The organism is Aeromonas sp. s1(2024), assembly GCF_040908005.1.
GTDB classification, from domain to species: Bacteria; Pseudomonadota; Gammaproteobacteria; order Enterobacterales; family Aeromonadaceae; genus Aeromonas; species Aeromonas caviae.
Map to the genome: position 1 here is coordinate 1 of NZ_JBFOCW010000032.1, position 14,584 is coordinate 14,584.

The following is a 14,584-nucleotide window of genomic DNA, read 5'->3' on the forward strand; positions in this document are numbered from 1 at the left end:
GGTAATCCCCCCGAAAAACCAGGGTGCTCATAAGTAGAATTTTCCCGTACCTTGAACGCAGGAGGTTCTACATGAAAACATCACGCTTTAGCGATACCCAGATCATCGCCATCCTCAAACAAGCTGAGGCTGGAGCTCCCGTCCCGGAGCTCTGCCGCGAGCATGGCATCAGCACGACCACCTTCTACAAGTGGCGTTCCAAATTCGGGGGGATGGATGCCTCCCTCATGGCTCGACTCAAGGAGCTGGAGGACGAAAACCGCCGCCTCAAGAAGATGTACGCCGAGGAGCGCCTCAAGGCAGAGATCATCACCGAGGCCATGGCAAAAAAGTGGTAACGCCATCTGCCCGCCGGGAGATGGCGACCAAAGCCGTGACTCACTACGCCATATCCATCCGTCTGGCTTGCCGGATCTTCAAGGTCAGTGAAAGCTGCTATCGCTATCAGCCCGTGCTGGTCGATGAAAACCAGGAAATTGCCGATTGGCTGCTACGTATCACGGCCAGCCAGCGCAACTGGGGCTTCGGGTTATGCTTTTTGTACCTGCGCAACGTCCAAGGCTTTGGCTGGAATCACAAACGGGTATACCGGATCTATCGGGCGCTGGAGCTCAATCTGCGGATAAAACCCAGGAAACGGTTGGTTCGGGCTAAGCCAGAGCCGTTGGCGGTTCCCGACCAGCCTAATCAGTGCTGGTCGATGGACTTTATGCATGACCAGCTCAGCGATGGCCGCTCGGTGCGGCTGTTTAATGTGATCGATGACTTCAATCGTGAAGCGCTGTGCATCGAGGTGGATTTCTCCTTACCCGCCTCACGAGTCAAACGGGCGCTGGAGCAGGTGATCACGTGGCGAGGTAAGCCCGCCATTATCCGATGTGACAATGGCCCGGAATACATCAGCGAAGAGCTCAAGCGATGGGCGAAACAGGAGGGGATAACCCTGGGCTATATCCAGCCAGGAAATCCGCAGCAGAATGCCTACATCGAACGTTTTAACCGCACGGTGCGCTACGACTGGCTGGGCCATTACCTGTTTGAGTCACTGAATGAACTACAGGAGTTTGCCACGAACTGGCTGTGGGTTTATAACCATGAGCGGCCCAATATGGCGCTGGGTGGCTACACGCCGAAACAGCGTCTGGCACAGGCCGCATGACCTCTACTTTTGAATGCCCCTAAAAATGGGGGGATTACCGCCGCCGTGAGCAAAATCGTCACATCCAAAGTATTTATAACAAACGGATGTGTTATGCGATTAAGTTCTTATTCCGTTCTGCCAGGCCTGGGGCCAACGCTGGGCTTCAGTCTGCTCTATCTGGGCATACTGGTGCTGCTGCCGCTCTCGGCACTGGTGCTGTTTGCGGTGAACAACCTGAGCGCCGCCGAGTTCTGGCAGGTGATCGGCTCCCCCCGGGTGCTCGCCTCCTTTCGCCTGAGCTTTGGCGCCGCCTTCATTGCCGCCCTGCTCAACAGTCTGTTCGGTCTGATACTGGCCTGGGTACTGGTGCGCTATACCTTCCCCGGCCGCAGACTGGTGGATGCGCTGATCGACCTGCCCTTTGCCATGCCGACTGCCGTCTCCGGGATTGCCTTGTGCGCCATCTTTGCCCCCAACGGCTGGATTGGCCAATGGGTCGCTCCGCTGGGCATCGAGCTTGCCTACAACCCCATAGGGGTGGTCATTGCCCTGACCTTTATCGGGCTGCCCTTTGTGGTGCGGACCCTGCAGCCGGTGCTGCGGGAAGCGGAGAGCGAGCAAGAGGAGGCGGCCGCGAGCCTGGGTGCCAACCGCTGGCAGACCTTCATCCGGATACTGTGGCCGACCCTGGTACCTGCGCTGCTCACCGGTTTTGCCCTGGCGTTTGCTCGCGGCGTGGGGGAGTACGGCTCTGTCATCTTCATTGCCGGCAACCTCCCCATGGTGTCCGAGATTGCCCCCCTCATGATCATGAGTCACCTGGAGGAGTATGACTACGCCGGTGCATCGGCCATTGCGTCCGTCATGCTGCTCATTTCCTTTGTGCTGCTGTTGCTCATCAACAAGTTGCAAGCCTGGAGCTGGGCTCGCATCGGAGGGAGCCGTATATGAACGCCTCTACTGCACATCTCGATCAGACCCAGGAGTCCGCTCCGGCCACCCCGGCGCGTCATCCCCCGGTGACCCATGAACCGGTCTGGGTCAAATGGCTGCTGGTCACAGTCGGTCTGGGCTGGTTTGCGGCCTTGCTGCTGTTGCCGCTGGCCACCGTTTTCATCCAGGCGCTGAGCCCGGGTCTGGCCTTCTTCTGGCACGCCATCAGCGAGCCGGATGCCCTGAGCGCCCTGGGGCTGACCGCCCTGGTGACGCTCTGCTCGGTGCCCCTGAACCTGCTGTTCGGGCTGGCCGCCGCCTGGGCCATCGCCCGGTTCCGCTTTCCTGGCCGGCAACTGCTTATCACCCTCATCGATCTGCCGTTCTCGGTCTCGCCGGTCATCGCGGGCTTGATGTTCGTGCTGCTGTTCGGCAGTCGCGGCTGGTTCGGCGAGTGGCTCAGCGAGCACGACATCAAGATCATTTTCGCTACCCCGGGGATCATCCTGGCGACCACCTTCATCACTGTGCCCTTCGTGGTACGCGAGCTGCTGCCCCAGATGGAGGCGCGGGGCCCGGAGGAAGAGGAGGCCGCCATCATGCTGGGGGCGAGTGGGTTGCAGATGTTCTGGCGGGTGACCCTGCCCGGCATCCGCTGGAGTCTGATGTATGGCCTGCTGCTCTGTACCGCCCGGGCGGTGGGGGAGTTTGGCGCTGTCTCCGTGGTTTCCGGCCACATTCGCGGCCAGACCAACACGCTGCCGCTGCACATCGAGATCCTTTACAACGAGTACCAGACCGGTGCCGCCTTCGCGGTGGCCAGCCTGCTGGCGCTGTTCGGGATCTTCACCCTGCTGGGTGAGACCCTGCTGGCCAGGCTGCGCGGCCAACCGACCCAGTCCCATTGATCCCGAATTAACGGTTATAGGAGAGGCATTCATGAGCATTCAGGTTCAAGGGCTCAACAAGCATTTCAATCAGTACGCGGCGCTGGCCGACATCAACCTCGATTTTCACGACGGTGAGCTGGTCGCCCTGCTCGGCCCCTCCGGCTGCGGCAAGACCACCTTGCTGCGGATCATCGCCGGGCTGGAGCAGGCGGACAGTGGCAGCGTCATCATCCGCGGCGAGGATGCCTCGGATCTCCATGTGCGCGAGCGCAACGTTGGCTTCGTGTTCCAGCACTACGCCCTGTTTCGCCACATGACGGTATTCGAGAACGTGGCCTTTGGCCTGAGGGTCAAACCGCGCAGCGAACGCCCGGACGAGGCGGCCATCCGCACCCGGGTCAAGGAGCTGCTGGATCTGGTGCAGCTCAGCCACGTCGCGGCACGCTACCCGACCCAGCTCTCCGGTGGTCAACGCCAGCGGGTCGCCCTGGCCCGGGCCCTGGCGGTGCAGCCTAAGGTGCTGCTGCTGGACGAGCCTTTCGGCGCCCTCGATGCCCAGGTGCGCAAGGAGCTGCGCCGCTGGCTGCGTGAGCTTCACGACGAGCTGCATGTCACCAGTCTGTTCGTGACCCACGATCAGGAAGAGGCCCTGGAGGTGGCGGATCGGGTGGTGCTGATGAACGCCGGCAAGGTAGAGCAGATTGGCACCCCTGCCGAAGTGTATGATCAGCCCGCCAGTGCCTTCGTGCACAGCTTCCTTGGCAGCGTAAACCTGTTTCGTGGCAGGGTGGCCGGGCAGGGGCTCGGCATCGGTGAACAGCAACTGGGTGGCCCCATCCCCTCCCATCTGGCAGAAGGGAGTGCGGCCATCGCCTATGTGCGCCCCCACGAGCTGGAGATCCTGCCCTCGGATGCCCCCGGTGGCATTCGCGCCACCATTACCCGCCTGCTGCCCATGGGGCCGCGCATCCGGGTGGAACTGCGTGGCGATGGGGAGACGGGAGGCGCCCACTACGAGGCCGAACTGAGCAAGGAGGCCGCCCGGGCCTTTGCCCCCGGCCAGGGGGTGCGTCTGGTGGCCAGGCAGGCACAGCTCTATCCCGACTACCAGATCTGAGGGCAAGCCGCGAGGTGCGGCCCTCTGTCAGGCTTGCTGCCGGGCCATGATCCCGGCAATCCATAACAAGAGGACGGTGGCACGAGCCACCGCCACTCAGCGCAGGAGGCGATGAGGTGAACTTTCAGCAATTGCGAATCATTCGGGAGGCGGCACGGCGGGATTACAACCTGACCGACGTGGCCAATGCCCTCTTTACTTCCCAGTCCGGGGTCAGCCGCCACATTCGCGAGTTGGAGGAGGAGCTGGGGCTCGCCCTTTTCATTCGCTATGGCAAGCGTCTGCTCGGCATGACCGAGCCGGGCAAGGAGTTGCTGGTGATCGCCGAGCGTATCCTGGGGGATGCCGACAACATCCGCAAACTGGCGAGCACCTTTGCCAATCGCGACTCGGGCCGGCTGCTCATCGCGACCACTCATACCCAGGCCCGTTATGCCCTGCCGAGGGTAGTGAAGGCGTTTCGGGAGCAATTTCCCCTGGTACAGCTGGAGCTGCGTCAGGGGAGCCCGGAGGAGATAGTGCGGCTGGTGCAGACCGGTGAGGTGGACATCGGCATCAGCAGCGAGCAGCTCGACAAGAGCGAAGGGGTGGTGGCCTTTCCCTACTACCGCTGGCACCACAATATCGTCGTGCCGGAGCAGCACCCCCTCACCGCCGAGCGGGAGCTGACCCTGGCCGCTCTGGCCCACTGGCCCATCGTCACCTATCAGGCCGGCCTCACCGGTCGGGCACGGGTGGATGATGCCTTTGCCGAGGCGGGCATAGTGCCGCAGATCCTGCTGACCGCCCAGGACTCAGACGTCATCAAGACCTATGTCGAGCTGGAGATGGGGGTGGGCATACTGGCGGACATGGCGTTCGATTCCCAGCGGGACAAGGGGCTGGTGCAACTGGACGGCAGTCGGTTGTTTGCGCCGCACACCGCCTGGATCGGCCTCAAGCAGGGGCAGTTCCAGCACAACTTTGCCTGGCAGTTCATCCAGCTCTGCAACCCCGAGCTGGCGCTGGCGGAGATCCAGGCCCGCGCCATGAGCAACGAGCCCCTGCTCGATTACCAGATTTGAACCGAGGGGTGGATGAAAAACGGGGAGCCATGGGCTCCCCGTTTGTTTGATGTTGACCTGATCTGGCACGGGAAACGCCGAGCGGGTTCCCGCCAGGTCGGATACGTCCCATCACTGCGCTGTCCAGGCCTCCTGCCAGTGGGAGCCTACGCCCGGTTCATACTGGGTGGCCGTGCTCGCCCACTGGCTGCACCAGCCGCTGTAGGGGAAGGGTTTGCACTGATAGACCTTGCCGTTCTTCGGCTGCAGTACCCGGGTTCCGGCGGTGTAGGACTTGAGCCCGTCCGGGAAGGTGAACTGGTAGTCACCGCCAGCGGCCGGATCCTTGAGCATCAGATCCAGAGTCTGCTGCACCGCATCGCCACCGGCCTTGGGTTTGCCCTCGATCACCAGCTGATGGTGGCCTGCACTCAAGCCGGTCAGCGCCATGGAGAAACTCTGGCTGCCGTCCTTGATGTCGGCACTGCTCTGTCCCCTGGCGACACCGCCGTGGTCATAGAGGGTGTTGGTGATGGCGAGATCCCCCTGGGCCGTGACGGTGAAAGTCAGGATGAGCTTGCCGTTGTCGAGCGTGTAGTCGCTCGCCAGGCCGCTCACGCTGACGCCGTTGCTCACCGGCGGCTGCTGTTGCTCGAGCTGGATCTCGACCCGCTCCAGTGCGCTGCCCGCCTTGAAGTAGACCGGGTTCTGGCCGTAGACGGGGTTGAACTGGCCGTCCGTGCCTTGCTGGCCGGCCCGGATCTGGTTCTGCTCTGCATTGATCTTGCTCGCCAGGGCGTGGGCCCAGTTGTTCTTCTGGCCCTGCTCGGTGCTGGCGATGGTCAGCTCGGTCTGCAGATCAGGGCGTACGCCATCGGCGTCGAACACCAGGGTTCTGGCCTTGTCGCCGACCGCCAGCTCGGTGGAAGGGTAGATGGTGCCGCCCTGGCTCCAGGTCAGCGGTGGCTGGGTGCCATCCTTGAACCGGGCGTCGATCAGGTTGTAGAAGCTGTTGGCGGTATCCCCTACCTCCCACACCCCGAGAATGACCTGATAACCGGTACGCGGGGGCAGGGTGCACTGATGGGTCACCTGTTTGGGGGGCTGCACCATGTTGCCGTCGATGACGCAGAAGGGATTGAGATCGAACGCATCCCGGGTGAGTGGCTGGTTCGGGTTCCAGTCCTGCTTGGTGAGGTAGTAGCGCCAGTTGCGGGTTACGTGGTTGGCAGTGAAGGTCCAGCTGATGGCGAAGGGACCGGCCTGCACCTCACGTTTGGTCCAGCGATCGAGGGTCTGGGTGTTGAGCTCGCCGAATTGGGGGTGACCGGCCGAGGCTATCTGGCCGTCGGCGGGGCCGCCATCGGGGAAGCCGGAGGGGGCTTCCAGGCTCTGGGGTTCCCACTGGATGGCGCCACACTGGCTGTTGCCCCCTGTCTTGCACAGGTAGTTGCGCCCTTCGGGCTGGCTGATGTAGCCGTGAGCGAGCACGCCGCCACTGGCCAGCAGCGCCAGCGCTGCCGCGAGATGGGTGAGTCGGATATTTGCTGCCATACATTCCTCTGTTCGGTGATGTGGGCAGTCACGTTGGCAGGGGAGTTCCCCGAAACACGGTGCTGCAACCCCGCTATCCTGGACAGCTTGTCTTTAGACCGGAGGCTTTGCGTCCTGGCCTTTCAACCAGTTTGCCAAATGACTACAGAAAGGATCATGGTGCCGCCTGTGGCGACCACTCATCATGACTATATTTTGTTAAAAAATTAAGTGTAAAAATTGACAGTGCCATCTCATCGGAGCAGCGCATCAGCGGCAGATCACGCCATCGGGATCTGCGCGCTGGTTCAGTGCGAGAGGGTGGTCCGAGAGAGGCTCCCGTGGCCATGACAGGAAAGGAGCCCCTGCAAGCCTGGCAGGGGCTCATGGGGCCACTCAGTGGCGGGGTTGCATGCCTGCTCGGGAAGAGGACGCCTGGGTCGGTCGCATCATCCTGTCCTGGGCTTGGGCGTTGTCCAGCTTGAACACCGCCAGTCGCTCGTCGAGGCTTCGAGAGAGACCGGCCAGCAGTTCGCTCTCCTGGGCCAACTGGGAGGCCGCCTGGGACATCTCGAGTGCCGAGTCGTTGATGCCGCTGACGTTGCGGTTCATGTCTTCCGCCACCATGCTCTGCTGCTCCGCCGCCGTGGCGATCTGGGTCGCCATGTCGCTCACGTGCTGGATGTGATTGACGATGAGGGAGAGATCCTGCCCCGCCTTCTCGGACTGGTTGACGCTGCTCTCCGCCAGCTTGCGGCTGGCGTCCATGGCGTTGGCGGCGGTGACAGCCCGTTGCTGCAACTGGGTGATGGTACTCTGGATCTCCTCGGTGGAGTGGCGGGTGCGACTGGCCAGCTGGCGCACCTCGTCGGCCACCACGGCGAAGCCACGGCCCTGCTCGCCGGCCCGGGCCGCCTCGATGGCGGCGTTGAGGGCCAGCAGGTTGGTCTGCTCCGAGATGGCGCTGATGACCGCCGTCACCTCGCTTATCTGCATCACTCCCTCCTTGAGCTGGTTGACCTGCGAGGTGGCCTGATCCACCTCGGTGGCCAGCGCCTGGATGCCGTGCACGCTGGCATGGACATCCTGGTTGCCGAGCCCGGCCTCGCTGGTGGCATCCTGGGTGTCACGGGCCGTGTTTTCGGCGTGACCCGCCACGTCGGCGATGGTGGCGCTCATCTCGTTCATGGCGGTGGCGAGCTGGGCGAGCTGATCCCGCTGACTGTTGACCGCCTGGTTGGTCTGTTCGGCGGAGGCGGCGATGCGCAGGGCGGCATCCGCCACGTTGCGGGCCCCCTGGCTCGCCTCCAGCAGGGCGCGGCGGATGGCATCCAGCCCCTGGTTGGTGGAGCTGGCGACGGCGCCGAGCTCATCCCTGCCCAGCACCGGGATGCTGACCACCAGATCGCCAGCTGCGACCCGGGCCATGGCCTTGTTGATCTCGGCCAGGGGACTGACGATGGAGCGGCTGATGGCGAGTCCCAGCAGCCCCATCAACAGGATCACCAGCAAGGTGGCGCCACCCATCCACTCATATTGCGACCACATGGTGGCCTCAATGTCCTGCAACAACACACCGGAGCCCAGGATCCAGCCCCAGGGCTGGTAGCCCGTCACCAGCGACATCTTCTGGGCCGCCTCGCCGGACGGGGAGACCCACTGATACTCCAGCCTGCCCTGGTGGCCGCCCTTGCCGAGATCCACCATGTGCTGCCAGTGGGACTCGGCAGGGTTGTTGCCCATCTGCTAGCCGACCAGCTCGGGTTTGGCGGGATGCACCACCACCCGACGATCTTCATCCAGCACGAACAGGTAGTTGTCCCCGTCAAAGCGCATGCTGTCGAGCATGGCCTTGGCCTGTGCCTTGGCCTGCTCCGGGGGGAGGGTGGCGGCCAGGGCCTGGATCCGGCTCATGGCCAGGTCCAGCACCGCCTGCAGCCTGGCTTCCCGTTCACTCATCAGATTGCGGTGCAGGGCACTGGCCGAGATGAGCAGCAGTGCGATGAAGCCGACCAGGGCCAGTGAGAGCAGCAGCATCAGCTTGCGACTCACGGCAATATCACCGAGCTTGAACATAGTCTTATCCTTACTTTCCCATGCGGGTCTGATTGTGGCCGAACTGCCGGCCGTACCTGATTGTTGTTATTTTTAACATATCATTAACTTTCAATGGGTTGCGGTGGAAAACAGCCAATTGAGCAGTTTGACAACCAGTATAGCCAGCAGACAGAAACCCTCGCTTTTGATAGCGTGATGGCGCGCATCCCGGCGCACAATTTGTCTGCTCAATTTGCAAGAAGTGTGAATGGGTTGGCATTTCACCAAAAAGGAGTGGGCGGCCCCGTGGTCGCCCCATAACAAGAGGGAAGTTATGAGTTCCATTGCCAGGAATTATCTCAACCAGCTCAATGCCGATTACCTGCAGGTGCACAGACGCAAGGAAGACCTGTTCTGGTCCACCTACATGGGCACCAGCGACGATCAGGCAGGCTTCACCGCGGCCGAACAGGCCTACAAGGCATTTTGTGCCGATCCTGACCGCCTGCCGGTGCTGCGGGAGATGCATGCCCAGGCCGAAGAGGCGGATCTCAGGCGCGGCCTGGGGGGCTGGATCGCCTTCTTCGAGTGCAACGTCATCGAAGATCCCGGTGCCTCCGCCCTGATGGACGAGCTGGTGGCCGCCGAGGCGGATCTCTTCACCCGTCGCAAGGGGTTGAAGCTCACCTTGCTGGACGAGCAGGGCCGCCAGGTGCCCGGCAGTCTGCCCGCCGCCAGCACGGCGCTGGCCGCCAGCTGCGACGAGGCGGTGCGCCAGAGCGCGCTCGCCATGTTCCACACCCTGGAGCAGTGGGTGGTCGACAACGGCTATCTGGCCATCGTCGCGCTGCGCAACCGCTTCGCCCGTGCCATGGGCTATCGCGACTACTTCGATTACAAGGTGCACAAGAACGAGCAGATGAGCCCGGAGCAGCTGTTTGCCATTCTCGACGACTTCATCGCCCGCACCGATGCCCGCTTGCACCAGAGTCTGGCGGAGCTGAAAGCGGCCAAGGGGGAAGCAGCCCTGCTGTCCCACAACCTGCGCTACAGCGTGAGTGGTGACGTGACCCGCCAGCTCGACCCTTACGTGCCCTTCTCCCGGGCGCTGAAGGATTGGGTCGAGAGCTTCCGCCGGCTCGGCATCCAGTACCGCGGTGCTACCCTCACCCTGGATCTGCTGACCCGGGAGGGAAAATACGAGAACGGCTTCTGTCACGGCCCGGTGCCGAGCTTCTGGCAGGAAGGGGAGTGGGTGCCGGCGGTGGTCAATTTCACCAGCCTGGCCAATCCGGCCCAGGTGGGCAGCGGCTGGAGCGGGCTTAACACCCTGTTCCACGAGGGAGGCCACGCGGCGCACTTTGCCAACGTCACCGGCAACGCCCCCTGCTTCTCCCAGGAGTTTCCGCCCACCTCCATGGCCTATGCCGAGACCCAGTCCATGTTCTGCGACAGCCTGCTGGACGACGCGGACTGGCTCAAGCGCTACGCCAGAAACGCGGCGGGAGAACCCATCCCCGATGCGCTTATCCAGGCCATGATTGAAGCGCGCCAGCCATTTCGCGCCTTCAACGAGCGCCAGATCGCGCTGGTGGCCTACTTCGAGCGGGATCTCTATGCCATGACAGAGAACGAGCGCACCCCGGCAGCCGTGCTGGCCCTGGCCCGCAGGTGGGAGCGCAAGATCCTGGGGGTGGATAGCCCGCGCCCGCTGCTGGCCATCCCGCACCTTCTGAACCAGGAGTCGGCCTGCGCCTATCACGGCTATCTGCTGGCGCTGATGGCGGTGGAGCAGACCCGCGCCTATTTCCTGAGGCGCGACGGCTATCTCACCGACAACCCGCGCATCGGGCCGGATCTGGCCGCCCACTACTGGGGACCGGGCAACGGCATGACCCACGACGAGACACTGCAGAGCCTCACCGGCGAGGGGTTCAGTGCGGTGCCGCTGGCAGAGGCGTGCAACCGGAGTGCCGCCGAGGCGTGGCAACAGGCGCAAGCATGCATGGCGGCCGCGCGGCAGCGCCCACCGGCAGGGGAGGGAACGCCCCTCGACGCCCATATCCGGGTGGTACACGGGGCCGAGCTCATCGCCGACAACAGCGAGTCCGAGGCGCGCATGCTGGCAGAGTTCGAGGCCTGGATCCGGCGCCTTGAGACCGCTGAACCAGTGACCCTGGCCTGAGCCCTGTGTCGCACCATGAAAAGAGCCCCATCAGGGGCTCTTTTTTGTGGGTTGAGATGACCTGACCCCATGGCGCCAGCCTTGGATTGGCTGGTGGACAGGCTCAAGTGTCCTTGACGGCGCTGCCCGCTGGTTTTTCTTCCTGCGCCATCTTCTAGGCCTTGACGACCTGCGCTGAGGCGCCCGGTTGCGGGCAATAGGCGACGCCCTACCCTTGGCAGGGTGTCTGCATGGCGGGTTGACGGCCATTTCCCCCTGCTGGCCACAGATATGTTTCTCCCGATATATTGAGTATTCACGGCGATCCCATATCATGGCGCTCGCTCGCCACCAGAGGGTGGCGGCATTCAGATGATTTGCTAACAAGAGAGCCCAGAAGGCTCGCAGAGGGATGGATAGTGAGAGCCGTATTGCTGTGTTTGCTGGGGCTGTGGCCCGCGTTGAGTTTTGCCACTCTGTCCGCCGATATGGTGGTGGTGAAGAAGTCGAGTTACAGCCTGACCCTGATGAAGGATGGCAAGGAAGTGAAGCGCTACTGGATTGCCCTGGGCCCGGCTCCCAAGGGACACAAGCAGCGTGAAGGGGATCAGCGTACCCCGGAAGGTCGCTATACCCTGGACTACAAGAAGAGCAACTCCGGTTTCTACAAGGCCATTCACATCAACTACCCGAATCTGGACGACATCAAGCGCGCCAACGAGCTGGGTGTGAACCCGGGCGGCATGATCATGATCCACGGCCAGCGCAACAGCCTGGGGGATCGCAGGGTGCAGCCGTCCAACTGGACCAATGGCTGCATCGCGGTGCTGAACCACGAGATGGACGAGATCTGGAACGCCATCGAGCCCGGCACTCCCATCATCATCGAGCCCTGATCCTGTCTGCCAACGCCCGCTCTCATGCGGGCGTTGCATTTGTCGCAGACCATGACGTGACACTGCCTCCTGCGCCGTGCTAGTTTTTCCGGTTCGCATTGGTTGTGACAAGGATGATCCCATGATGTCGGAAACCCGCCTCCCTGTGCCCGAGCGCACGGGGGCGCTCTGGTGGCGTGCCACCCTGGATATGCTCCCGCTCTCCATTTCCGTCATCCCCTGGGGAATACTGTGTGGCGCCCTGGCGCTTCAGGCGGGTATGAGCCCGCTCCAGGCACAGCTGATGTCGCTGCTGGTCTATGCGGGGGCGGCCCAGCTCTCGGCCACCACCTTGTTCGGGGCGGGGACGCCGCTGCTGCCCATCATGGGCTCCACCATGGTGATCACCTCCCAGCATCTGCTCTATGGCTTCACCTTCCGGCGCGACGTGCTGCCGCTCTCCCTGCGCTGGCGGGCCAGCCTCGCCTTCTTCCTGACCGACGAGATGTTTGCGGTGGCGCTGAAAGACAGGGAGCGCAGCGGTGCCTTCAATCCCGCCTATGCGCTCATTGCGGGCTTTGTCTTCTATCTGTTCTGGAACCTGGCGACCCTGCTCGGCATCGCCGCTGGCCAGTACATTGACGGGTTGGACAAGATGGGGCTCGACTTTGCCATCGCCGCCACCTTTATCGCCATGACGCTCCCCGCCATGAAGAACCTGCCCATGGTGGCGGCCACTCTGGTGAGCGGCGGGACGGCGCTCGTCACCAAGCCGCTGCTGGCGGAGATCCACATCATCGTCTCGGCCCTGGCCGGCATGGTGGTGGGCTATGTGCTGCACCGGATGAGGAGGTGATCATGGGCTGGCTTATGATAGGGCTGCTGGCCCTGATCACTTTCTTCAACCGTTTTGCCTTCTTCTCGCGGTTGACCCGCTATCAGCCGGGGGCCGAGATGGGGGCTTTCCTCAGCTTCTCGGCCCAGTCGGTGCTGACCGCCATCTGGCTGCCCATCGTCTTCAGCTATGAGCCCGGCCACGGGCTGGACTGGGATCCGGACTACCTGGCCGCCACCCTGCTGGTGACGGTGCTGACCCTGCTGCGCCTGCCTACCCTGGTGGTGGTGGTCGTCGGCATGGGGGGCTTCTTCCTGCTGCGCTGGCTGGGGGGGGTGGCCCTGTTCTGGCCCTGGTGAAGGGCGTACCGTGATCCGGCATGGCGGATGTCTTGATGGGATATCCGCCCTGTTGGGAATGTCACTTCAAAAAAGGCCTCCCAAGTGTGAGGATTTTGGTTCCACCCGCCACGGAGTGAACCATGTCCTTCACCGAAACCTGCCAGCGCATCGTGCGCGACCCCCTGCTGTCACCGGCCCAGAAGAGCCACGCCCTGGCGCTCGCCGCTGAAAACGCGCTGCCCTATCCCGAGTTGCCCGCCGACGTCGCCGAGGCGATGACGCAAGGGGTGCTGTGCGACATGTTCGAGGGGCACGCTCCCCACAAGCCGCGCTATGTGCTGCCGGATTACGCGCGGTTTTTGCGACAGGGCTCGGCCTGGCTGGAGCTGGCGCCACCGCGTGACTTCGACGAGGCCCTCGATGCCCTGCGCATCCTCTACCACCACGTGCCCTCCGTCACCAGCATGCCGGTCTGGCTGGGGCGCCTCGATCACCTGCTGCTGCCCTTCGTCGGTGAGCTGGATGATGAAACGCTCCATCGCAAGCTGAAGGCCTTCTGGATCTATCTGGATCGGGTGCTGCCGGATGCCTTCATGCACGTCAACATCGGCCCCGACGACAACCGGATCTGCCGGCTGATCCTGCGCATCGACAGGGAACTCCAGCAGGTGGCGCCGAATCTCAGTCTGTTCCACGACCCGGTGCAGACTCCGGACAGCCTGTTGCTGCAAGGGGTCGAGAACATCTCGGCCTGCAGCAAGCCCCACATCGTCAACTATCCGCTGCACAGGGACACCTTCGACGAACGCGGCTTTGGCATCGTCAGTTGCTACAATGCCCTGCCCCTGGGGGGCGGTGCCAATACCCTGGTGCGCCTTTCCCTCAAGGGCGTGGCCGGGCAGAGCGCAGGGGTTGAGGATTTCATGGCGCGCACACTGCCTCACTATTGCGAGCAGGCCTCGCGGCTCATCGAGGCGCGTGCCGCCTTCCTGCACCGGGAGTCGGGTTTCTTCGACAGCTTCCTGGTGGAGGAGGGGCTGATCGAGGAGACGCGCTTCGTCCCCATGTTCGGCATCTTTGGCATGGCTGAGGCGGTGAACCTGCTGATGGAAAAGGGAGGCTTGCCGTGGCGCTATGGCCATGACGATGAGGCCAACCAGCTTGGCTATCGCATCTCTGCCCGCCTCTCCGAGTGGGTGGCCAGGAGGGGCCAGACCCATGCCTGGGGCGGCCGCGCCCTGCTCCACACCCAAGGGGGACTCAGCGTGGACAGGGGCGTGACCCCGGGGGTACGGATCCCCTATGGCGAGGAGCCGGATCCCGCCAGTCACCTGCTGGCCCTGGCGCCCCACCACGGCTTTTATCACTCCGGGATCAGCGAGATCCTGACCCTGGATCCCACCATACGCCAGAACCCGCAGGCGCTGCTGCAACTCTGCAAGGGGGCCTTCGCCCTCGGCATGCGCGAATTCAGTGCCAACGTGGCGGACAGCGATCTGGTGCGAGTGACCGGCTACATGATCCGCAAGCGCGATGTGGCCCGCTTCGCGGCAGAAGGCTCGCGGCTGCAGACCACCTGCCTCGGCGCCGAGGCGAGCGAGCTGACCGGGATCCGCCAGCGGGCACCGCGGGTGGTGGCCATCGAGACCCTCTTGAATGAGCACTGAGAACGGCA

At 63.2% G+C, this 14,584-nt stretch carries 11 protein-coding genes, 1 pseudogene and 1 riboswitch; of the genes and pseudogenes, 10 read left to right on the forward strand and 2 right to left on the reverse strand.

Translation table 11 applies throughout. The features are described 5' to 3' along the window. Positions 1-71: 71 nt before the first annotated feature. The 5 genes from AB5Y70_RS07565 to cbl all read left to right on the forward strand — a co-directional run bounded on the left by AB5Y70_RS07565 (position 72) and on the right by cbl (position 5,145). A protein-coding gene (locus AB5Y70_RS07565) for an IS3-like element ISKpn10 family transposase (RefSeq protein WP_099368947.1) occupies positions 72-1,159 on the forward strand; the annotation gives its coding sequence in 2 pieces (ribosomal slippage) (positions 72-324 and positions 324-1,159; 1,089 coding nt in all). 93 nt (positions 1,160-1,252) lie between these two features. Beyond that, the gene (cysT, locus tag AB5Y70_RS07570; RefSeq protein ID WP_102949187.1) at positions 1,253-2,092 is read left to right on the forward strand and encodes a sulfate ABC transporter permease subunit CysT; all 840 of its coding nucleotides are present in this window, start codon (positions 1,253-1,255) and stop codon (positions 2,090-2,092) included. Then, positions 2,089-2,982, forward strand: a complete 894-nt coding sequence (gene cysW, locus AB5Y70_RS07575; RefSeq protein WP_111896591.1) for a sulfate ABC transporter permease subunit CysW — start codon at positions 2,089-2,091, stop codon at positions 2,980-2,982. Before cysT ends, cysW begins: the two co-directional genes overlap by 4 nt. 31 nt (positions 2,983-3,013) lie before the next feature. Next, entirely contained in the window at positions 3,014-4,081 is a 1,068-nt protein-coding gene (locus AB5Y70_RS07580; RefSeq protein WP_010672827.1) for a sulfate/molybdate ABC transporter ATP-binding protein, read from the forward strand. A gap of 116 nt (positions 4,082-4,197) precedes the next feature. Further along, positions 4,198-5,145: an HTH-type transcriptional regulator Cbl gene (gene cbl / locus AB5Y70_RS07585; RefSeq protein ID WP_010672828.1), complete on the forward strand. Its 948-nt coding sequence runs from the start codon at positions 4,198-4,200 to the stop codon at positions 5,143-5,145. Positions 5,146-5,256: 111 nt separating this feature from the next. Here the strand turns inward: cbl and gbpA are convergent, their stop codons facing one another. Together gbpA and AB5Y70_RS07595 are read right to left on the reverse strand one after the other, a co-directional pair. Beyond that, complete coding sequence (gbpA, locus tag AB5Y70_RS07590; RefSeq protein WP_368175983.1) at positions 5,257-6,678, reverse strand: N-acetylglucosamine-binding protein GbpA; 1,422 nt, start codon at positions 6,676-6,678, stop codon at positions 5,257-5,259. Between the two features lie 60 nt (positions 6,679-6,738). Continuing rightward, positions 6,739-6,824: riboswitch (cyclic di-GMP riboswitch) on the reverse strand. 229 nt (positions 6,825-7,053) lie between these two features. Beyond that, positions 7,054-8,733: pseudogene (locus AB5Y70_RS07595) on the reverse strand (methyl-accepting chemotaxis protein). A 295-nt stretch (positions 8,734-9,028) separates the two neighbouring features. On the opposite strand from AB5Y70_RS07595, the gene AB5Y70_RS07600 reads away from it, so the two are divergent. The 5 genes from AB5Y70_RS07600 to AB5Y70_RS07620 all read left to right on the forward strand — a co-directional run bounded on the left by AB5Y70_RS07600 (position 9,029) and on the right by AB5Y70_RS07620 (position 14,576). After that, complete coding sequence (locus AB5Y70_RS07600; protein WP_368175984.1) at positions 9,029-10,879, forward strand: M3 family metallopeptidase; 1,851 nt, start codon at positions 9,029-9,031, stop codon at positions 10,877-10,879. A gap of 398 nt (positions 10,880-11,277) precedes the next feature. Continuing rightward, on the forward strand, positions 11,278-11,754 hold the full coding sequence (locus AB5Y70_RS07605; RefSeq protein ID WP_029313677.1) for a murein L,D-transpeptidase family protein: 477 nt from the start codon (positions 11,278-11,280) through the stop codon (positions 11,752-11,754). A gap of 121 nt (positions 11,755-11,875) precedes the next feature. Continuing rightward, complete coding sequence (locus tag AB5Y70_RS07610; RefSeq protein WP_049635962.1) at positions 11,876-12,589, forward strand: AzlC family ABC transporter permease; 714 nt, start codon at positions 11,876-11,878, stop codon at positions 12,587-12,589. 2 nt (positions 12,590-12,591) lie between these two features. Then, positions 12,592-12,927, forward strand: a complete 336-nt coding sequence (locus tag AB5Y70_RS07615; protein ID WP_010672834.1) for an AzlD domain-containing protein — start codon at positions 12,592-12,594, stop codon at positions 12,925-12,927. 122 nt (positions 12,928-13,049) lie between these two features. After that, complete coding sequence (locus tag AB5Y70_RS07620; protein WP_368175985.1) at positions 13,050-14,576, forward strand: YjjI family glycine radical enzyme; 1,527 nt, start codon at positions 13,050-13,052, stop codon at positions 14,574-14,576. Positions 14,577-14,584: the final 8 nt, after the last annotated feature.

Coding starts and splice junctions, on each gene's coding strand:
- cysT (WP_102949187.1), top strand. CDS start 1,253: ATGCGATTAAGTTCTTATTCCGTTCTGCCAGGCCTGGGGCCAACGCTG.
- cysW (WP_111896591.1), top strand. CDS start 2,089: ATGAACGCCTCTACTGCACATCTCGATCAGACCCAGGAGTCCGCTCCG.
- AB5Y70_RS07580 (WP_010672827.1), top strand. CDS start 3,014: ATGAGCATTCAGGTTCAAGGGCTCAACAAGCATTTCAATCAGTACGCG.
- gbpA (WP_368175983.1), bottom strand. CDS start 6,678: ATGGCAGCAAATATCCGACTCACCCATCTCGCGGCAGCGCTGGCGCTG.
- AB5Y70_RS07600 (WP_368175984.1), top strand. CDS start 9,029: ATGAGTTCCATTGCCAGGAATTATCTCAACCAGCTCAATGCCGATTAC.
- AB5Y70_RS07610 (WP_049635962.1), top strand. CDS start 11,876: ATGATGTCGGAAACCCGCCTCCCTGTGCCCGAGCGCACGGGGGCGCTC.
- AB5Y70_RS07615 (WP_010672834.1), top strand. CDS start 12,592: ATGGGCTGGCTTATGATAGGGCTGCTGGCCCTGATCACTTTCTTCAAC.
- AB5Y70_RS07620 (WP_368175985.1), top strand. CDS start 13,050: ATGTCCTTCACCGAAACCTGCCAGCGCATCGTGCGCGACCCCCTGCTG.